The following is a 19,293-nucleotide window of genomic DNA, read 5'->3' on the forward strand; positions in this document are numbered from 1 at the left end:
GAATGCACCATTTTGGCACACACGCCCGTCATGGTAACCGGGTCACATCAACATTATGCCGTTTGTGCATAGGCCAGTGTTTAACAGCATTGGCCCAAAAACTTCCACAAGCCTAGCATTCGCAGCGTTCCGGCCAGTTCCGGGTCCATATCGAGATGATTTCCGTCATGTCCTCCGCTGCATCATTCCGCACAGAAAAAGACCTGCTTGGCGTACTCGAAGTACCGGCTCAAGCGTATTACGGCATCCAGACCCTGCGAGCGGTGAATAACTTCCGCCTCTCGGGCGTTCCGATTTCGCATTACCCGAAATTGGTGGTCGGCCTGGCAATGGTCAAGCAAGCCGCTGCTGACGCCAACCGCGAGTTGGGCCAGCTCAGCAAAGCCAAGCACGCTGCTATCAGCGAAGCCTGTGCCCGCCTGATCCGCGGCGATTTCCACGAAGAGTTCGTGGTGGACATGATTCAAGGCGGCGCCGGCACTTCAACCAACATGAATGCCAACGAAGTCATCGCCAACATCGCGTTGGAGGCCATGGGCCACAACAAGGGCGAATACCAGTACCTGCACCCCAACAACGACGTGAACATGGCGCAGTCGACCAACGACGCCTACCCGACCGCGATCCGTTTGGGTCTGCTGCTGGGCCATGACGCGCTGCTGGCCAGCCTCGACAGCCTGATCCAGGCATTCGCCGCCAAAGGCGTCGAGTTCGGCCACGTGCTGAAGATGGGCCGCACCCAATTGCAAGACGCCGTGCCGATGACCCTCGGCCAGGAATTCCGCGCCTTCGCCACCACCCTCGGTGAAGACCTGGCCCGCCTGAAAACACTGGCGCCGGAACTGTTGACCGAAGTGAACCTGGGCGGCACCGCCATCGGCACCGGCATCAATGCCGACCCGCGCTACCAGGCCCTGGCCGTGCAGCGCCTGGCCCTGATCAGCGGCCAGCCGCTGGTACCGGCTGCCGACTTGATCGAAGCCACCTCCGACATGGGCGCCTTCGTGCTGTTCTCCGGCATGCTCAAGCGTACCGCGGTGAAGCTGTCGAAGATCTGCAACGACCTGCGCCTGCTGTCCAGCGGCCCACGCACCGGCATCAACGAGATCAACCTGCCGGCACGCCAGCCAGGCAGCTCGATCATGCCCGGCAAGGTCAACCCGGTGATCCCGGAAGCGGTAAACCAGGTTGCGTTCCAGGTCATCGGCAACGACCTGGCGCTGACCATGGCAGCCGAAGGCGGCCAACTGCAGTTGAACGTGATGGAGCCGCTGATCGCGTTCAAGATCTTCGACTCGATCCGCCTGCTGCAACGCGCCATGGACATGCTGCGCGAACACTGCATCGTCGGCATCACCGCCAACGAAGCGCGCTGCCGCGAACTGGTGGAGCACTCCATCGGCCTGGTGACCGCGCTGAACCCTTATATCGGCTATGAAAACGCCACCCGCATCGCGCGCATCGCTCTTGAAAGCGGCCGCGGCGTGCTGGAACTGGTGCGCGAAGAAGGCTTGCTCGACGACGCCATGCTCGACGACATCCTGCGCCCCGAAAACATGATCGCTCCACGTTTGGTCCCATTGAAGGCCTAAGCGTTTGTTGCACCGCTCACCAGGCTGAGGGACTAGACACCTCTCACCTTTTGAGGGCCTGAAGGCTCGTTCTTCAGGCCCTTTTTTTTGCTCTGAGATCGTGAAATGACGCCAATAAAAATTCCAATATCGCACCCCGAACCCACCACCCCTTTCACCGTATGGCTGAAACCTTTAATCAGCCCGAGCAGACGAATCACGTTCGCCTAGGTATAGTGCCGCCCCTCTTCGCGTCTGCGGCCGTCGGTAACGAGGCCCGGGAACCACGCGAAACCGCATGAATAACAACACCCGCAAAAGGATCGGGGTCGAAACGTCGTGCACTGCCTGGTGCCATACGACGCGTTGGACCGTCCTGCGTTTGCCATTAGAAAAATCAGCGAGGAACACTCCATGCTCGAAGTCATCAACGACTTCCTCTCAGGGAAAGTACTGATCGTGCTCATTGTCGGGCTCGGCGGTTATTTCACGATTCGCTCGCGTTTCGTGCAATTGCGTCACTTTTTCCACATGTTCTCGGTGTTTAAAGACAGCCTGAAGAGCAGCTCCGGCCAACTCAGTTCGTTCCAGGCGCTGATGCTCAGCCTGGCGGGCCGCGTCGGCGCCGGTAACATCGCAGGCGTCGGCATTGCCGTGACCCTGGGTGGTCCGGGGGCCGTGTTCTGGATGTGGGTCACCGCGCTGGTGGGCATGTCTTCGAGCTTCATCGAGTGCTCCCTCGGCCAGTTGTACAAGCGTACCGACGCCGAAGGCACCTACCGTGGCGGCCCGGCGTATTACATCCAGCACGGCCTGCACAAGCGCTGGCTGGGCATGGTCATGGCGTTCCTGCTGCTGGTGACCTTCGGCTTTGCCTTCAACGGTTTGCAAGCCCACGCGGTAACGCACTCGCTCAATAACGCCTTCGGCCTCGACACCACCTACACCGGCCTTGCGCTGGCGGTGCTGCTGGGCCTGGTGTTCATCGGCGGGATCAAGCGCATCGCCTCGATCGCCGACCTGCTGGTACCGGTCAAGACCCTGGTCTACATCGCCGTGACCCTGTACGTGATCGTGCTGCAGTTCGACCACGTTCCGGCCATGCTCGCGACCATCGTCAAGAGCGCGTTCGGCCTCGACCAGGCCTTCGGTGGCCTGGTGGGCAGCGCGATCATCATGGGCGTCAAACGCGGTGTGTTCGCCAACGAAGCCGGCCTTGGCAGCGCACCTAACGTGGCAGCCGTGGCGTCGGTGGAACACCCGATCGCCCAAGGTGTGGTGCAAGCGTTCAGCGTGTTCCTCGACACCTTCGTGATCTGCACCTGCACCGCCTTGCTGATCCTGCTCTCCGGCTTCTACACCCCTGGCTTTGAAGGTGACGGCATTGCCCTGACCCAGAACTCCCTGGCGGCGGTGGTCGGCGACTGGGGCCGCATGTTTATCTCGGTGGCCCTGGCGTTGTTCGTGTTCACGTCGATCATGTACAACTACTACCTGGGCGAGAGCAACCTGCGCTTTTTGGTCGGCAACAACCGCAAGGTGCTGATGGGCTACCGCGCACTGGTGCTGGTGCTGATTTTCTGGGGTTCCATCGAGAACCTGAGCACCGTGTTCGCCTTCGCCGATATCACCATGACGATGCTGGCGTTCGTCAACCTGTTCGCCCTGGCGTTCCTGTTCAAGATCGCCATGCGCATCCTGAACGACTACGACAACCAGCGCGCCGCAGGCATCAAGACCCCGGTATTCGACTCCAGCCAGTTCCCTGACCTGGACCTGGACCGCAAGGCCTGGCCGGCGAACCCGGTGAAGCCGGACCCTGCCGTGCAGGTTGCTGCTGAACTCGAAGCCCAAGCGCAACGCTAAGCAGATGACACGCCGCGAGGCCTTGGGCATGCTCAGGGCCCCGCGGCGTTTTTCGTTCAGGAGAATCAAATGACCCTACCCGCCCAGAACGTCATGGTGCTCTATACGGGCGGCACCATTGGCATGCAGGCCAGCGCCAACGGCCTGGCACCCGCTTCGGGTTTTGAAGCGCGGATGAGCGACTACCTCGCCAGCCAACCGCAACTGCGCGTGCCCGCGTGGCGCTTTCGCGAAATGGCGCCGCTGATCGACAGCGCCAACATGACCCCGGCTTACTGGCAACGCTTGCGTGTGGCGGTGGTCGAGGCGCTGGATGCCGGCTGCGATGCCGTGCTGATCCTGCACGGTACCGACACCCTGGCCTACAGCGCCGCCGCCATGAGCTTCCAGCTGCTGGGCTTGCCGGCGCCGGTGCTGTTTACCGGCTCGATGCTGCCGGCCGGCGTACCGGACAGCGACGCCTGGGAAAACCTCGGCGGCGCCCTCGTCGCACTCGGTGAAGGCCTGTCGTCGGGGGTGCACCTTTACTTCCACGGTGAGCGGCTGGCGCCGACCCGCTGCGCAAAGATCCGCAGCTTTGGGCGCAAGCCTTTCGCTACCCTGCAACGCCAGGGCGGCGTGGCCCGTGCCGAATCGGTGCCGGGCACGCTGGATTATCGTCAGGACAAAGCGCCAGCCTGCATCGGCGTACTGCCGCTCGTGCCGGGCATCACGCCCGCGCAGCTCGACGGTTTGCTCGGCAGCGGCATCCAGGCCCTGGTGCTGGAGTGCTTCGGCAGCGGCACCGGGCCCAGCGACAACCCCGAGTTTCTCGCCAGCCTCAAGCGTGCGCAAGACGCCGGCATCGTGGTGGTAGCCATCACCCAATGCCATGAGGGCGGCGTGGAGCTGGATGTATACGAAGCGGGCAGCCGCCTGCGCAGTGTGGGCGTTGTCTCGGGCGCGGGCATGACTCGGGAAACCGCGTTGGGCAAACTCAACGCGCTGGTCGGTGCAGGTCTTGCGGCGGACGTGATCCGCCAGCTGCTGGCCGTCAACCTGTGCGGTGAGCTGGACTGAAGCCAGCGCATAGATATAGATAAGGAGACACCCGAGGCCTGGCCCCGGGTTGTCGCCCTCGCCACGCCCCGCAGGACCCGTCGCAACGGCATACTACTTGCTGCCTGACCTGGGTCTCTGTCGCGGGAACTGCAATGCTCCATTCACACCTGACCACCCTCAACGCCGTGTCCCTGATCCTCACTACCTTCGAGGCCCAGGGCCTGGCCGGCGAAAACCTGCTGGCGGGCAGCGGCATCTGCGCGGCGGACCTGAGCCGCGCCGACACCCGCATCACCACCCATCAGGAGATGCAGGTGTGCGCCAATGCCGTGGCCTTGCGCCAGGACATCGGCCTGGAACTGGGCCGGCGCATGCATGTTTCGTCCTACGGTTTACTCGGCTATGCGCTGCTCACCAGTGCCACCTTTGGTGACGCTTTGCGCCTGGCGCTGCGTTATCCGGCGCTGTTGGGAACACTTTTCGAGCTGAGCCTTGAGGCGGATGGCGAGCGGATCTGGTTCACCGCCAGCGATTATCGGGAGGACCCGGCGCTGGCGGCGTTCAATGTCGAGTTTTGCCTGGTTTCGCTGAAAGTTATCTGCAACGACCTTTTAGGGTGCGCGCTGCCGTTGCTCGGCGCGCGTTTCGAACACGCCGCGCCCGATTATTGGCGGCGCTATGCAGACCCCTTCGACTGCCCGCTGCAATTCAACGAGCGCAGCAACGCCTTCGCGTTCGACAAGCACTGGCTCGACCGCCCCCTGCCCCTCGCCGACCCGGTCACCCACCGCGCCATGGCCGAGCGCTGCCGCAAACAGAACCTGGAATTCACCGGCCGCCAGGCATGGCTGGGCCGGGTGCGCCAGTTGCTCGCCGCGCAACTGCATGCCGCGCCGGGCCTTGAAGGGTTGGCCGAGCAAATGAACTGTTCGGCGCGCACCTTGCGCCGCCACCTGCATGACCTTGGCTGCAGCTACCAGGAAATGCTCGACGAACTGCGCTTTGACCGCGCCAAGCAGTTGCTGGGACAAGACGGGCTGGCAATTCATCGCATAGCCGAACAACTGGGCTTCAGCGAAACCGCGAGCTTTCGCCATGCCTTCGTGCGCTGGAGCGGTGTGACACCGAGTCAGTTCCGTCTCTGATGGAGCGAATAACGGACAGACTCTTTGGCCATATCGATCCCCTTTTGGCCGCTCCTGCCGTTCTCCGCAGCCGCGTCTGCCCCGACACTGCAGGGCATCCCTGATGCCTGCGGAGAACAATAATGCTGACCATCTATTCGGACGATCACTACCTGCACCACGGCCGTTGTGAGCTGATGGACGGGCAACTGATGCCTTGCTTCGAAATGCCTTCGCGCGCCGATCATGTGCTGCAACGGGTCAACGACCGTGCACTCGGCCCGGTGCAACCGCCTCGCGACTTCGGCCTGGGGCCGCTGGAACGGGTTCACAGCCCGGATTACCTGGCGTTCTTCAAGGGTGCGTGGGAGCGCTGGACCGCCTTCGGCCAGAACGGCGACCTGCTGCCCTACACCTGGCCCGCCCGTACCCTGCGCCGCCTGATGCCCACCAGCCTGCACGGCCAGTTGGGCTACTACAGTTTCGACGGCGGCGCGCCGATCACCGCCGGCACCTGGCAAGCGGCTTACAGCGCGGCGCAAGTGGCGTTAACCGCGCAACACGCGATCCAACAGGGCGCCCACAGTGCCTTTGCGCTTTGCCGGCCACCGGGGCACCACGCCGCCAGCGACTTGATGGGCGGCTATTGCTACCTCAATAACGCAGCCATCGCCGCACAGGCGTTTCTCGACCAGGGCCAGCGCAAGGTCGCGATCCTTGATGTCGACTACCACCATGGCAACGGCACCCAGTCGATTTTCTACGCGCGCAGCGACGTGCTGTTCACCTCGATCCATGGCCATCCGGAAGCGGAGTTTCCGTTTTTCCTCGGCTACGCCGACGAGCCTGGCGAGGGTGAAGGCGAGGGGTTCAACTTCAACTACCCTCTGCCCGCCGGCTCCGGCTGGGACACCTGGAGCGCCGCGCTGGAAGAGGCCTGCCAGGAGATCGAAGGCTATGGTGCCGACGTCATCGTGGTGTCGCTGGGCGTAGACACGTTCAAGGACGACCCGATCTCGCAGTTCAAGCTCGACAGCCCGGATTACCTGGCCATGGGCCGACGCATCGCGCGCCTGGGCAAGCCCACGCTGTTCGTGATGGAAGGCGGCTACGCAGTGGAAGAAATCGGCATCAATGCCGTCAACGTACTCGAAGGCTTCGAACAAGAGGTAGCGGCCCAATGAACGCACTCACATCCCTGGCCCTGTGCACGGCCCTGCTGGCCGGTGCCGTGCAGGCCGACGAAAAAACCCTGAAGGTCTACAACTGGTTCGACTACATCACGCCCAAAGCGCTTGAGGAGTTCAAGGCGCAGAACCCCGCCATCAAGCTAGTCTACGACATCTTCGACACCAACGAAGCCCTGGAGGCCAAGCTGCTCACCGGCAACGCCGGCTACGACGTGGTGGTGCCGTCCAATGTATTCCTGGCCAAGCAAATCGAGGCCGGCGTGTTCCAGCCCCTGGATCGCAGCCAGTTGCCCAATTGGAACCACCTCGATCCCAAGCTGATGAAGCTGATCGAAGCCAACGATCCCGGCAATAAATTCGCCGTGCCCTACATGTACGGCACCATCCTGATCGGCTTCAACCCGGCCAAGGTCAAGGCCGCACTGGGCGACAATGCGCCCGTGGACAGCTGGGACCTGATCTTCAAGGAAGAGAACATCAGCAAGCTCAAGCAATGCGGGGTGGCGCTGCTGGATTCACCCTCGGAAATCCTGCCGCTGGCCCTGCAGCACCTGGGGCTGGACCCCAACAGCAGCAACCCCAAGGACTACGCCAAGGCCGAAGCGTTGCTGATGAAGATCCGTCCGTACATCACCTATTTCCATTCGTCCAAGTACATGGCCGATATCGCCAACGGTGACATCTGTGTGGCGGTGGGCTATTCCGGCAGCTTCTCCCAGGCAGCCAACCGCGCCAAGGAAGCCAAGAATGGCGTGACCGTTGACATGCGCCTGCCCAAGGAAGGCGCGCCGATCTGGTTCGATATGCTCGCCATCCCCAAAGGCGCGCAAAACCCGCAGGACGCCTACACCTTTATCAACTACCTGTTGCAGCCCGAGGTGATCGCGCCCATCAGCGACTTTGTCGGCTACCCCAACCCGAACCAAGACGCGACCGAACACGTAGACCCAGCGATTCGCAACAACCCGAACCTGTACCCCACCGACGCGGCCATGGCCACGCTCTACACCCTCAAGCCTCTCGGCCGGGAGGCGGAGCGGGCCAGGACGCGGGCATGGAGCAAGATCAAATCGGGGACGTGAGAGGCCGCGATCAGTCCGCCCAGGCCTGGCGTAACCGCGCCAAGGCCTGGGCGATAGCGGCGGGCGGCACGGCGGCGAAGCCCAGCACCAGGCCAGCCTGCGCGTCTGTCGGGACGCCGGGGCCGGGCAACCAGTAGCGGCTCAGGGCGTTGACCTCAACGTCGACCGCCTCAGCCTTGGCCACCAATGCCTCCTCGCGCTCAAGGCTGTCGACCTTGACCATGAAGTGCAGCCCCGCCGTCATCGTCGGCAAATCGCCAAGGCCGGCGACATCCCGTGGCCAACCCGCCAGCACCGCGTCACGGCGACTCGACGCCGCGCGACGCATGCGCCGGATATGCCGCTGGAAATGCCCGGCCGCCATGAACTCGGCCATCACCGCCTGGGTGCTGATTTCCGAATGCCGAACATCCACCGCGCGCCGCTGGGCGAAGGCTTGCACCAGGCCCGCGGGCAGCACCAGGTAACCCAGGCGCAAGGCCGGGAACGCCACCTTGCCGAACGTACCCACATACAGCACGCGCCCGCTGCGATCCAATGCAGCCAATGGAGCCAGCGGCGCGCCGCTGTAGCGGTACTCACCGTCGTAGTCATCCTCGACGATCCAGCCATCGCTGCGCTCGGCCCACGCCAGCAGTTCCAGGCGCCGGGCCAGGCTCATCACCACCCCGGTCGGGTATTGGTGGGACGGCGTGACATAGGCCAGGCGGCAACCCTCCAGTTGCGACAGCGCAGTGCAATCGAAGCCCTCGGCGTTCACCGCCACGCCATGCAGGTTCGCCCCGGCGATGGCGAAGGCGTGTCCGGCCGCGCGATAGCCTGGATTTTCAATCGCCACGCCGTCGCCCGGCTCCACCAGCAGCTGTGCACAAAGGCTGATGGCCTGCTGTGCGCCACTGGTGATCACAATTTGCTCAGCGCCGCACTGCAATCCCCGGGAGCTGCGCAGATAGGCAGCGATCAATCCGCGCAGGCGCCAGTCCCCGGCCGGGTCGCCGTAACAAAGGTGTTGCAGGTCTGGCCGACGCCAGAACGCCGCATTCAGCTTGGCCCACACCTCAAAGGGGAACAGATCGAAGGCCGGCACACCCACCCGAAACGCCCGTGGAGGGCCGCTGGGAGGACGGGGCAAATGGTGTCGATCCAGACGTTCCAGGGCCGAGCTGTGGATAACTTTGCGGTTTGAAATATCCACCGAATTCGACAAATTTGTGGATAACCCTGGGGATAAGCTTGTTGATAAGCCTGTGGATGGTTTTGTGGATAATTTTGCACCGCGTGCCGGGTTCTGCGGCAAGTGCGCAACATAGGTGCCATCACCTACGCGTGCTTCGATAAAGCCCTCGGCGTACAGCTGGTCATAGGCACGCACCACGCTGTTGCGAGAAATCGCCAGGGCGGCGGCCAGGTCGCGACTGGCGGGCAACCGCGTGCCGCTGACCAGTCGCCCGTCCAGCACACGCTGGCGCAATGCCTGGTACAGCTGGCGTGTCAGCCCCTGGCGGCGATCCAGTTCAATGCCGGCGGGGTTGAAAGACAACGGCGGTTCTATCGGCGACATAGCAATTGGACCTATAAAATGGACCCTAGATGGCTCTTACATCGAGCCATTAGCCTGCCTAGGATGCAGCATTCGCCAAGGAAAATATTCATGTACACACCCAGCGCCTTTGCCCTCGACGATTTGCCCGAACTGCATCAACTGATCCAACACACCCGCCTGGCCCAACTGGTGACCTTTGGTGAGCACGGCTTGCAAGCCAGCCACCTGCCGTTGTTGCTCAACCCTGACGAAGGCCCGAACGGCACGCTTTACGGGCACCTGGCCAAGGCCAATCGGCAATGGCAGGACCTGGGCAACGGCAGCGAGGCCCTGGTGATCTTCGCCGGCGCCGAGGCCTACATCAGCCCGGCGTTCTACCCGGCCAAGGCCGAACACGGCAAAGTGGTGCCGACCTGGAATTACCTGGCGGTGCACGCCTATGGCAAGGCCGAGGTGTTCACCGACGCCGAGCGCCTGCTTGGCCTGGTCAGCGCGCTCACCGAGCGCCATGAGAGCGGCCGCGACCAGCCGTGGAAAGTCAGTGATGCCCCGGCCGACTATATTGACGGCATGCTCAAGGCCATCGTCGGCTTCGCGCTGCCCATGGATCGCCTGATCGGCAAACGCAAGCTCAGCCAGAACCGCAGCCCGGCCGACATCGCCGGCGTGCGCGACGGCCTGGCCGCCAGCGCGGATGTACGCGACCAGACGCTCGCCCGCTTTATTCCCCAAGGAGCCCCAGAATGAGCCAGATCGATATCCGCCAGGTCAGCGCCGCCGACCACGCCGCCTGGTTGCCGCTGTGGCAAGCGTACCTGACGTTCTACAACACCCAGTTGCCGGACGCGGTCAGCCAAAGCACCTGGCAGCGCCTGATCGACGCCAGCGAACCAACCCATTCAGCCCTGGCCTGGCAGAATGGCAAGGCGGTGGGCATGGTCAACTTCATCTACCATCGTTCCAACTGGAGCATCGAGAACTCCTGCTACCTGCAGGACCTGATGGTGGACCCGGCCCAACGCGGTACCGGTATCGGTCGCAAACTGATCGAATTCGTCTACACCGCCGCCAAGGCAGACGGCTGCGGCAAAGTGCACTGGCTGACCCACGAAACCAACGCCACGGCGATCCAGCTCTATGAACGCGTCGCCGAACGCCCAGGCTTCATACAATTTCGCAAAGCCCTTTAAGGAGCGCAGCATGTCGAACTCTCTCGCTGATTGGAAAGGCGCTCCGGCGCCAACGGCTCAACGGCTCGACGGGCGCTTTATCCGCCTGGAAAAACTCGACCCTGCGCGCCACGCCGATCAACTGTGGCAAGCCCTCGAAGGTCCCGGCGCCGACCCCAAGCTGTGGGACTACCTGCCTTACGGCCCGTTTACCGAGCGCGCTGCGTTCGATGCCTGGTTGAACAACCACGCGGCCAACACCGACCCGTACTTCTTCAGCGTGGTCGACCGCGCCACCGACCAGGTGCAGGGCATTCTCAGCTTGATGTCCATCGTCCCGGCCCAGGGCCGCATCGAAATCGGCCATGTCACCTTTGGCGCGCCGATGCAGCGCTCGCCGAAAAGCACCGAGGCGGTTTACTTGCTGGCCAAGTATGCGTTCGAGCAGGGCTACCGCCGCCTGGAATGGAAGTGCAACAACGACAACGCCCGCTCCCGGTACGCGGCCGAGCGCCTGGGTTTCAGTTTCGAAGGGGTGTTCCGTCAGCACATGGTGGTCAAGGGCCAGAACCGCGACACGGCCTGGTTTTCGATGCTGGATTCGGAATGGCCGACGATTGATGCAGGGTTCGAACAGTGGCTTTCAGAGGCCAACCAAACCGGCTCCGGGCAGCTGAAAACCCTGGCCGAGTGCAGAAGCTGAAACGCTGACAGAGTGTGGCTTGCGCAATGCCACTGTAGGAGCGAGCTTGCTCGCGAAAAAACGCCCAGGCAACACGTTCACTCTGGATAAACGTGAGGCCCCGGATTCTTCGCGAGCAAGCTCGCTCCTACAAAAAGCTTTAATTGATTGGGGTCAGGTGCTTGGCCAGCACTGCAATATGCTCCGGCCCGATTCCGCAGCAACCGCCCAGGTGGCTGGCACCACGGGCCTGCCAATCGGCCGCCCAATGCAGGTAGCCCGGCGGGTCGAGGTCGTCGCGCAGCGGGTCGAGGCCATCGTTGGCCGTGGCTTCCTTGGGTTGCGGCGGGAAGGCGTTGGCGTAGGCACCGATCTGAGTCGCCACACCCAGGCGCTCGAAAGTCTGGCGAGCAGCGTCAATCGCCGCGCCGATCACTTCGGGCTGACTGCAGTTGAACAGCAGCACCTCTACGCCCAATTGCGCAGCTGCTTCAGCCGCATCGGCTACCGGTTCGCCGGAGCGCAGGCGTGGCACCTCGTCCGTGTCTTCATCTTTCAAGGTGAAGGACAGCCAGAACGGTTTGCCATCCTTCGGCAGCCCGGCATGGATCGCCCGCGCTTCAGCGATGGAGCTCTGGGTTTCCGCCAGCCACAGGTCGACATGGGGCGCCAGGCCGTTGACCAGGGGCGTCAGCAATTCACTGACCCGCCCAGCTTCAAACAGATCCGGCCGATAGGAACCGAACAGCGGCGGCAATGAACCGGCCACGCGCACCACCTGGCCTGAAGCCTCTACTGCACGACGGGCCAATTCACCGGCGAGGGCCGCCAAGGCCTGGCCTTCGGCGGCGAACCGCGCCTCACCGATATGAAAGGGCACAACGGCGTAGCTGTTGCTGGTAATCACGTTGGCACCGCTCTGGATATAGGCCGCGTGCACCGCCTCAACCGCCTGCGGGGCTTCGCTCAACGCCAGCGCCGACCACTCCGGCTGCCTGAACGGCGCGCCACGGCGTTGCAGTTCACGGCCCATGCCGCCATCGAGAATTACTGTACGTTGTGCGCTCATATAGCTTTTACTCATATGCTTATGAAAATAACTCACTATGAGAGTCGTTCTTATAACTATTTAATACGCACCAACCGGTTCATAACAACTCTTTTTTATTCAGGTGTCCGCTTTGAAACTTAAACCGCTATTGGCCCTGGGCCTGACGATGCTCGCTGCCTCCACCCAGGCCTTCGGCGGTGCGACCCTGGACCGGGTCGAGCAAAAGAAAGAGCTGGTAGGTGTGCTGATGGAAAGCTATCCGCCGTTTTCGTTTCTCAACGAGCAAAACCAGCTCGACGGCTTTGACGTCGATGTGGCCAAGGCCGTGGCGCAGAAGCTGGGCGTGAAGCTGCGCCTGGAAACCCCATCCTGGGACGTGATCGCCGCCGGCCGCTGGAGCGGGCGCTACGACATCTGCATCTGCTCCATGACCCCGAGCAAGGCCCGCGCCGAAGTATTTGATTTCCCGGTGGAGTACTACGCCTCGCCTGCGGTGATCGTGGTCAACGCCAAGGATGACCGCATCCACGGCGCCAAGGACCTGAGCGGCAAGAAAGTCGGCTTGACCAGCGCGTCGAGCTACGAGAGCTATCTGAACAAGAACCTGGTGATCGAAGGCGCCGAAGACACGCAACTACAGTACCCGTTCGAGGACGTGCAGATCGCCCCGTACGACACCGACAACGTGGCCTTCCAGGACCTGGGCCTGGGCGCTGGCGTGCGCCTGGATGCGATCCTCACCAACCTGGTCACCGCACAGCCGCGCCTGACCGCCGACAAGCGTTTCAAACTGGCCGGCGAGCCGCTCTACTCGGAGCCCAACTCGGTCGCCATCGAAAAAGGCGACCCTCAGTGGGACAGCAAAGTGCGTGAGGTCTTCGCTCAGCTCAAACAGGACGGCACCCTGAGCAAGCTGTCACAAAAATGGATCGGCGCCGACATCAGCCAATGACCGCATTCCCGACCCCGCCCCAACCATCGGTAACCGCGTCGCGGCTGCGGCGGCTGTTCGGCTTTCGTACACGGCTGTACCTGACCTGGGCCGCACTGTTCTGCCTGTTCGCCAGCTTCTTCCTGAGCTTTGACCTGAAGTTCTCGATCATCCTCGACAAGCTGCCTAACCTGGTCGGCGTGCACCTGGCGCCGAACGGCTTTCTGCAGGGCGCGGCGCTGACGCTGTTTCTGTGTGTGTGCTCGATTGGGGTGTCGTCGGTGCTGGGGTTTGTCACCGCGTTGGGGCGCTTGTCAAAAAGCGCCGTGGCCTTCGGCATAGCCACGTTCTACGCGTCGTTCTTTCGCGGTACGCCACTGCTGATCCAGATCCTGCTGATTTACCTGGGCCTGCCGCAACTGGGTTTGGTACCGGGTGCAATCGTCGCCGGGATCATCGCGCTGTCGCTCAACTACGGCGCGTACCTAAGCGAAATCTTCCGCGCCGGCATCCTCGGCGTGCCCCATGGCCAACGGGAAGCCGCACTGGCGCTGGGCATGCGAGACAGCGCGATTTTCTGGCACGTCACCCTGCCCCAGGCGATGCGCACCATCGTCCCGCCGGCCACCAACCAGTTCATCTCGATGCTCAAGGACTCGTCGCTGATCTCGGTGATGGGGGTGTGGGAAGTGATGTTCCTCGCGCAGTCCTACGGCCGCTCGAGCTACCGCTATATCGAAATGCTCACCACCGCCGCGATCATCTACTGGGTGATGTCCCTCGGCCTGGAACTGATCCAGGCGCGCATGGAGCGGCATTACAGCAAGGGCTACGTAAGGCGCGGTTGAGCCTTAGCGGATATTGCGCCGAACTTTGACCACCCCCATCTGCAAGCCAAAGGGGCGAAACACTGCATTTAGGGATTTCAGGGTCTGGTTGCCCTCGTCATGCTCGATATGCACCAAGGTTCGCACAGAGATTCTGCACATTTTGGCAAACTGGCCTTGATGCAGGCCAGTCACTTCGGTGCGCAAACGACGCACCGCTTCACCCAACGTGAGGGAACCGTCACCCAGGCCTCGCTCAACGCTCTCGATCAGCAGCGCGCGGGCATCCATGCTGTTAGTCATCTCAGCCCCCATTGCTTGAGACGCAGGTCGAGTTTACCCAAGGGGATGCTGGGGTGATTGAGCGTGACACTGGGCAGGCCGCTTGAGACCAACATGTCCGGTAGCGCGCGCAGCCGCTCAGCATCTTGTCGCAGTTGCTCAAAGCTTTGCTGCGGGTCGGCAATCCCCACCAGCGCCTCGCATACGCCCCTCCAATTGATATCTCCCGCGACTTCCAGCGCCTTTGGCCATTTGGTAGTGCGGGTAATACCCTCGACATCCATCACCATGGGCGCCAAGTCATAGATGGGCGCCAGACGCAGAGCATTGCGCTCACGGATTATCGATGTATTGCGTCCGTGGTTATCGGTATTGCCCAGTATTTTGTTCAGCAAGTCGCGGCGCAAGTATTCAGCAACCAGGTCAGGCACTTGCCGTTCCTGCCCTGCCGCGCGCCATTGAGCGACCAGCAGCCTGATCACTTCCAAATGGTCCATATAGCTTCCTGGCACCGTCACCCCGGCCAACGAATAGATTGATTCGACCGCCAGCCGCTCAATACCACGTTCGCCAGACCGGCGATCAAATCGATGCATCCACAGGCTGGGTTTGTTGGCTTCTTCCAGCGCCAGCCCGTGGGTGGCGACTGTCTCCATGCCAAGGGCCTGGACAGCCTTGTAGTAGTGGTACTCGCTTCTCAGAATGTCTTGATCGTTGTGGGTGGCCTGGTTACGCGCGAACTTGATAAACCAATGCTGGGCGACGGCATTGTCATCTAGAACAGCGTCAGGGTAGAGCAGGCCATCGATCCCCTGCACCATCAACAGTTTTGGCGCTTCGCCGCCTGCGCCAGTGGCTCCGCCGATGGCCGCGCCCTGTTCATAGGCATATTCCAGGAAGCTGTTATCCCGATTGACCACTTCATGACGAGCAAACCCTAGCGCAACGCCACCGCTTGCTGCTTCTACGGATTCCTTTACCCGCATATTTCCGACAGGTGCTGGTGTGCTGCGTCCGAGCAAAAACAAATCGGCATTAATACCCTCGGGCTTTTCATGACCTATACGCCTGATCAAAGAACGCTTGGCTGCCCCCGCCGGGACGATGTCATGCAAAAAGGCAGGCGCTGATGGGAGCGATGCAACATTCCAATCCAGTGGATACCGGGCACTCACGGACATCGAAAAAGGTAACTGAATATCTTCCAGATGATCGACAAGGTAATCCTGCCGGTAATGAAACCTGCAAGGCCCCTCAAGCCCCCTTTGAGGTTCAGGAAACTCCAGCCGCATGGCGTCACGCCAATGACCCGCAGTGAATATCTGTAGCGTCAGGCTGTAAGTAAGTTCAGTTCGCATCAAACACCTGCCGAGCGAGGTAGCTTCGCTGCAATATAGTGCATACAGCTCCTCTGTGAAGGCCTATTTATGCATTAAAATGCAGTTATTGACCTGAAACCCAACAATAACTGCAATTTAATGCAGCTGTCCATTATCGGATCTCGACTGATAAGCGTCACAATCAAAAACAGGCCCGCCAGCACAAGCCTCGTTTTTTATCGCGCCGCAGAAGAGACATGTCCCGCACAGCAGTGACCCGCGACCTGACAGTTATCGCGGGGTCATCTCGCTAAATTTTCCGCCTCGTCAAACTGAGGTTGGAATTCCATGCCAGTTCTACAAAAAACACGCGTGATGGCGGTCGCCCTGCTCGCCGCGCTCGCCAGTATTCAAAACGTGCACGCTCGGGGAGATATGCCGCCCGAGCAACCCCAAACCAGTTTCAAGCCTTACTACCCACAGCTGCCGGGGTTCGAGCTGGACCTGAACGATTACGCCCCGCCAGCCCCCATCCCCGTCCCGACCCATTTTTATCTGGCATCCGGGGCCACTTCCTACAACGGCCTGCAGTTTGCCCAAGGCATCGACACCCAGTTGGCGGCGCTGCGCGACTCCGGTGGCTTGACCATCGAACAGAAAAATCAGCTGCGTGAACTTCAATTGCTGTTGGCCAGCCAACCCAGCGGCGAACTCGGCGCCGCCCTGGAGCAATTGGCCGGCAGCCAGAACGCCAACCTGGCCGCTGCCACGCAAAAGAGCAGCGGGCAGGTCAGCGCCGGCCTGTTGTCGGCGCTGCGTGGAATGCCAGACCAGGAGGAAGGCCGCTTCTGGGTCCAGGGCCTGGGGCACAGCAGCAACCTTGCGGGGCTGGAAGGCAGCCAGAACGTGAAACAAGGCCTGCGCGGCTTACTGATCGGCGCCGACTGGTCGCTGGATTCGGCCTGGCGGATGGGCGTGGTAGGCGGCCGCTCTTCAAGCACTCAAAACGCGAAACGCTTTCGGGCCACGGTAGACAGCTGGCATCTGGGCGGCTATGCGGTGCGCCAGGACGGCCCGCTGGCCTTGCGGCTGGGAGCGATCCACAGTCGTCATGATGGCAATAACCAGCGCAACATTGACATCGCCTTCCTTGATTACCAGCAGCAACTGAAGGGACGTTACAGCGCCCAGAGCCAAAACGCATTCGCCGAAGCGGGCTATAAGTTTGGCAATGACACCTTCAACGCCGAACCGTTTGCCAGCGTCGGCTACCAGCGTTATCAGCGTAATGGCTTCAAGGAAACCGGCGGCGAGGCGGCGTTGAATGTCGGCGCGCAAACCCAAGAGAACTTCAACAGCACGCTAGGCGTGCGCCTGGCGACAGCGCATCGCTTCGACAATCAGATGAGCCTGACGCCGCATTTGAGCGCCCAATGGAAACACCTTTATGGCGATGTGAGCAGCCACGTTCATCAATCATCGCGCCTGATCGGCCTGGACGGCACGGACGGTCTCGACAGCCAGTTCACTATCCGGGGCGCCGCGCTGGACCGTGACAGCCTGGGGCTGAGCGCCGGCCTGGATCTGGCGCTGTCGTCCCAACACACCCTGGGCCTCGCCTATACCGGGGAAGCCGGCAGCAGCAGCCGCAGCCAGGGTTTGACAGGCCATTGGCGGATGGAATTCTGATGCCAACCTGCTGAAACCCGCGAGGCAGCCGGCTTGATCGAAAATTGCAGGCAAAAAAAAGGAGGGCACCTGCCCCCCCGAGGATTAAGCGGTAGTGTCGAAGGCTGTATCAGCCTTCGATTTCAATCAGGATTTCGCCAGGGTTCACCCGGTCGCCCTTGGCCACGTGCACGGCGCTGACCTTGCCGGCAATCGCGGCCTGCACTTCGGTTTCCATCTTCATGGCTTCGGTGATCAGCACGGCCTGGCCGGCCTTGACCACGTCGCCTTCCTTGACCAGCACGTCGACGATATTGCCCGGCATCGCCGTGCTGACATGGCCCGGCTCGGTCGCGTGCTTGCGCTTGCTGCCGCCGCTGCTGACAAACTCGTTGAGCGGTTCGAACACCACTTCTTCCGGCATGCCATCAATGGACAGGTAGAAGTGACGCTTGCCTTCGGCTTTCACACCGACACCGGTGATATCCACGCGGTAGCTTTCACCGTGCACATCGATGACAAACTCGGTCGGCACGCCTTCGCCACCGGCACGGGCCACGCCACCGGCTTCCGGGATCGGCAATAGCACTTCGGGCGCCAGGGTGCCGGCGTCGCGCTCTTCGAGGAACTTGCGGCCGATGTCCGGGAACATCGCGTAGGTCAGCACGTCTTCTTCGGACTTGGCCAACGCACCGATTTCACCGCGCAGCTTGGTCATTTCCGGCTTGAGCAGGTCGGCCGGACGCACGTCGATCACCTCTTCGCTGCCGATGGCCTGGCGCCGCAATTTTTCATTCACCACGCCCGGCGCCTTGCCGTAGCCGCCTTGCAGGTAGAGCTTCACTTCGTTGGTGATGGTCTTGTAGCGCTCGCCGGCCAGCACGTTGAAAAACGCCTGGGTGCCGACGATCTGCGAGGTCGGGGTGACCAGCGGCGGGAAACCCAGGTCTTCGCGCACGCGGGGGATCTCGGCGAGCACTTCGCTCATGCGGTTCAGAGCGCCCTGCTCTTTCAACTGGTTGGCCAGGTTGGAAATCATCCCGCCGGGCACCTGGTTGACTTGCACACGGGTGTCGACGGCGGTGAATTCGCTTTCGAACTGGTGGTATTTCTTACGCACGGCGTAGAAGTACAGGCCAATTTCCTGCAGCAGTTCCAGGTCCAGGCCGGTGTCGAATTCGCTGCCCTTGAGGGCGGCAACCATTGACTCGGTGCCCGGGTGGCTGGTGCCCCAGGCGAAGCTGGAGATGGCCGTGTCGATGTGGTCGGCGCCATTTTCGATGGCCTTGAGTTGGCACATCGCGGCCAGCCCGGCGGTGTCGTGGGAGTGGATGAAAATCGGCAGGTTCTGCTCGGCTTTCAAAGCCTTGACCAGTTCACCAGTGGCATAGGGCGTCAGCAGGCCGGCCATGTCCTTGATCGCGATGGAGTCGCAGCCCATGGACTCAAGCTGCTTGGCCTGGGCCACGAACGCTTCGACGGTGTGCACCGGGCTGGTGGTGTAGGCGATGGTGCCCTGGGCGTGCTTGCCGGCAGCTTTGACCGCTTCGATGGCCACGCGCAGGTTACGCACGTCGTTCATGGCATCGAAGATGCGGAACACATCGATACCGTTGACGGCGGCCTTGGCGACAAACGCTTTGACCACGTCGTCGCTGTAGTGACGGTAGCCCAGCAGGTTCTGGCCACGCAGCAGCATTTGCAGACGCGTGTTGGGCAACGCGGCGCGCAGCTGGCGCAGGCGCTCCCACGGGTCTTCCTTGAGGAAGCGCACGCAGGCGTCGAACGTCGCGCCGCCCCACACTTCCAGCGACCAGTAGCCGACTTTGTCGAGCTTGTCGCAGATCGGCAGCATGTCGTCAGTGCGCATGCGGGTCGCCAGCAACGATTGGTGAGCGTCGCGCAGGATGGTGTCGGTAACAAAGATCTTCTTGCTCATTCTTATAA

The 19,293-nt window shown here is 61.8% G+C and carries 17 protein-coding genes; 12 read left to right on the plus strand and 5 right to left on the minus strand.

All coding sequences use genetic code 11. The features are described from left to right. Window positions 1-167: 167 nt before the first annotated feature. From aspA to C4J94_RS27030, 6 genes are all read left to right on the plus strand, one after another. On the plus strand, window positions 168-1,592 hold the full coding sequence (gene aspA, locus C4J94_RS27005) for an aspartate ammonia-lyase (RefSeq protein ID WP_124388809.1): 1,425 nt from the start codon (window positions 168-170) through the stop codon (window positions 1,590-1,592). 393 nt (window positions 1,593-1,985) lie between these two features. Beyond that, on the plus strand, window positions 1,986-3,437 hold the full coding sequence (locus tag C4J94_RS27010; RefSeq protein ID WP_124388810.1) for a sodium:alanine symporter family protein: 1,452 nt from the start codon (window positions 1,986-1,988) through the stop codon (window positions 3,435-3,437). Between the two features lie 69 nt (window positions 3,438-3,506). Next, window positions 3,507-4,496, plus strand: coding sequence for an asparaginase (locus C4J94_RS27015; protein WP_124388811.1), 990 nt, complete (start codon window positions 3,507-3,509; stop codon window positions 4,494-4,496). A 134-nt stretch (window positions 4,497-4,630) separates the two neighbouring features. Beyond that, window positions 4,631-5,623, plus strand: coding sequence for an AraC family transcriptional regulator (locus tag C4J94_RS27020; RefSeq protein WP_124388812.1), 993 nt, complete (start codon window positions 4,631-4,633; stop codon window positions 5,621-5,623). A 122-nt stretch (window positions 5,624-5,745) separates the two neighbouring features. Further along, window positions 5,746-6,786, plus strand: a complete 1,041-nt coding sequence (locus C4J94_RS27025; RefSeq protein WP_124388813.1) for a histone deacetylase family protein — start codon at window positions 5,746-5,748, stop codon at window positions 6,784-6,786. Beyond that, entirely contained in the window at window positions 6,783-7,874 is a 1,092-nt protein-coding gene (locus C4J94_RS27030; RefSeq protein ID WP_124388814.1) for a polyamine ABC transporter substrate-binding protein, read from the plus strand. Before C4J94_RS27025 ends, C4J94_RS27030 begins: the two co-directional genes overlap by 4 nt. A 10-nt stretch (window positions 7,875-7,884) precedes the next feature. Here the strand turns inward: C4J94_RS27030 and C4J94_RS27035 are convergent, their stop codons facing one another. Continuing rightward, entirely contained in the window at window positions 7,885-9,435 is a 1,551-nt protein-coding gene (locus tag C4J94_RS27035; protein WP_124388815.1) for a PLP-dependent aminotransferase family protein, read from the minus strand. Window positions 9,436-9,525: 90 nt separating this feature from the next. Between C4J94_RS27035 and C4J94_RS27040 the strand changes: the two genes are divergently transcribed. The 3 genes from C4J94_RS27040 to C4J94_RS27050 are packed head-to-tail and all read left to right on the plus strand — an operon-like array spanning window position 9,526 to window position 11,289. Beyond that, window positions 9,526-10,164, plus strand: a complete 639-nt coding sequence (locus C4J94_RS27040; RefSeq protein ID WP_124388816.1) for an FMN-binding negative transcriptional regulator — start codon at window positions 9,526-9,528, stop codon at window positions 10,162-10,164. Beyond that, the gene (locus C4J94_RS27045; protein ID WP_124388817.1) at window positions 10,161-10,607 is read left to right on the plus strand and encodes a GNAT family N-acetyltransferase; all 447 of its coding nucleotides are present in this window, start codon (window positions 10,161-10,163) and stop codon (window positions 10,605-10,607) included. Before C4J94_RS27040 ends, C4J94_RS27045 begins: the two co-directional genes overlap by 4 nt. Before the next feature lie 10 nt (window positions 10,608-10,617). After that, entirely contained in the window at window positions 10,618-11,289 is a 672-nt protein-coding gene (locus C4J94_RS27050) for a GNAT family N-acetyltransferase (protein ID WP_124388818.1), read from the plus strand. Between the two features lie 139 nt (window positions 11,290-11,428). Here the strand turns inward: C4J94_RS27050 and C4J94_RS27055 are convergent, their stop codons facing one another. After that, entirely contained in the window at window positions 11,429-12,337 is a 909-nt protein-coding gene (locus C4J94_RS27055; protein ID WP_124388819.1) for a homocysteine S-methyltransferase family protein, read from the minus strand. 112 nt (window positions 12,338-12,449) lie between these two features. Here C4J94_RS27055 and C4J94_RS27060 point away from each other — a divergent pair, with 112 nt between their 5' ends. Then, on the plus strand, window positions 12,450-13,271 hold the full coding sequence (locus tag C4J94_RS27060) for an ABC transporter substrate-binding protein (RefSeq protein ID WP_124388820.1): 822 nt from the start codon (window positions 12,450-12,452) through the stop codon (window positions 13,269-13,271). After that, entirely contained in the window at window positions 13,268-14,098 is an 831-nt protein-coding gene (locus C4J94_RS27065) for an amino acid ABC transporter permease (protein WP_124388821.1), read from the plus strand. The genes C4J94_RS27060 and C4J94_RS27065 overlap by 4 nt, the downstream gene beginning before the upstream one ends. A gap of 3 nt (window positions 14,099-14,101) precedes the next feature. Here C4J94_RS27065 and C4J94_RS27070 read toward each other — a convergent pair whose 3' ends face one another. Both C4J94_RS27070 and C4J94_RS27075 read right to left on the minus strand, forming a co-directional pair. Then, window positions 14,102-14,380, minus strand: coding sequence for a helix-turn-helix transcriptional regulator (locus tag C4J94_RS27070; RefSeq protein ID WP_124388822.1), 279 nt, complete (start codon window positions 14,378-14,380; stop codon window positions 14,102-14,104). Continuing rightward, window positions 14,377-15,717, minus strand: a complete 1,341-nt coding sequence (locus C4J94_RS27075; protein WP_124388823.1) for a HipA domain-containing protein — start codon at window positions 15,715-15,717, stop codon at window positions 14,377-14,379. Before C4J94_RS27075 ends, C4J94_RS27070 begins: the two co-directional genes overlap by 4 nt. Before the next feature lie 309 nt (window positions 15,718-16,026). Between C4J94_RS27075 and C4J94_RS27080 the strand changes: the two genes are divergently transcribed. Next, window positions 16,027-17,367, plus strand: a complete 1,341-nt coding sequence (locus tag C4J94_RS27080) for an autotransporter domain-containing protein (protein ID WP_124388824.1) — start codon at window positions 16,027-16,029, stop codon at window positions 17,365-17,367. 109 nt (window positions 17,368-17,476) lie between these two features. On the opposite strand, the gene oadA is transcribed toward C4J94_RS27080, so the two are convergent. Beyond that, window positions 17,477-19,285: a sodium-extruding oxaloacetate decarboxylase subunit alpha gene (oadA, locus tag C4J94_RS27085; RefSeq protein ID WP_124388825.1), complete on the minus strand. Its 1,809-nt coding sequence runs from the start codon at window positions 19,283-19,285 to the stop codon at window positions 17,477-17,479. Window positions 19,286-19,293 lie beyond the last annotated feature (8 nt).

The organism is Pseudomonas sp. R5-89-07 (genome assembly GCF_003851685.1).
Taxonomy (GTDB): Bacteria; Pseudomonadota; Gammaproteobacteria; order Pseudomonadales; family Pseudomonadaceae; genus Aquipseudomonas.

Bases quoted from the DNA above. Each gene is read 5' to 3' on its own strand.
- C4J94_RS27080 (WP_124388824.1), top strand. From the start codon at position 16,027: ATGCCAGTTCTACAAAAAACACGCGTGATGGCGGTCGCCCTGCTCGCC.
- C4J94_RS27050 (WP_124388818.1), top strand. From the start codon at position 10,618: ATGTCGAACTCTCTCGCTGATTGGAAAGGCGCTCCGGCGCCAACGGCT.
- oadA (WP_124388825.1), bottom strand. From the start codon at position 19,285: ATGAGCAAGAAGATCTTTGTTACCGACACCATCCTGCGCGACGCTCAC.
- C4J94_RS27025 (WP_124388813.1), top strand. From the start codon at position 5,746: ATGCTGACCATCTATTCGGACGATCACTACCTGCACCACGGCCGTTGT.
- C4J94_RS27065 (WP_124388821.1), top strand. From the start codon at position 13,268: ATGACCGCATTCCCGACCCCGCCCCAACCATCGGTAACCGCGTCGCGG.
- C4J94_RS27020 (WP_124388812.1), top strand. From the start codon at position 4,631: ATGCTCCATTCACACCTGACCACCCTCAACGCCGTGTCCCTGATCCTC.
- C4J94_RS27075 (WP_124388823.1), bottom strand. From the start codon at position 15,717: ATGCGAACTGAACTTACTTACAGCCTGACGCTACAGATATTCACTGCG.
- C4J94_RS27055 (WP_124388819.1), bottom strand. From the start codon at position 12,337: ATGAGCGCACAACGTACAGTAATTCTCGATGGCGGCATGGGCCGTGAA.
- aspA (WP_124388809.1), top strand. From the start codon at position 168: ATGTCCTCCGCTGCATCATTCCGCACAGAAAAAGACCTGCTTGGCGTA.
- C4J94_RS27010 (WP_124388810.1), top strand. From the start codon at position 1,986: ATGCTCGAAGTCATCAACGACTTCCTCTCAGGGAAAGTACTGATCGTG.
- C4J94_RS27015 (WP_124388811.1), top strand. From the start codon at position 3,507: ATGACCCTACCCGCCCAGAACGTCATGGTGCTCTATACGGGCGGCACC.
- C4J94_RS27070 (WP_124388822.1), bottom strand. From the start codon at position 14,380: ATGACTAACAGCATGGATGCCCGCGCGCTGCTGATCGAGAGCGTTGAG.
- C4J94_RS27030 (WP_124388814.1), top strand. From the start codon at position 6,783: ATGAACGCACTCACATCCCTGGCCCTGTGCACGGCCCTGCTGGCCGGT.
- C4J94_RS27035 (WP_124388815.1), bottom strand. From the start codon at position 9,435: ATGTCGCCGATAGAACCGCCGTTGTCTTTCAACCCCGCCGGCATTGAA.
- C4J94_RS27045 (WP_124388817.1), top strand. From the start codon at position 10,161: ATGAGCCAGATCGATATCCGCCAGGTCAGCGCCGCCGACCACGCCGCC.
- C4J94_RS27040 (WP_124388816.1), top strand. From the start codon at position 9,526: ATGTACACACCCAGCGCCTTTGCCCTCGACGATTTGCCCGAACTGCAT.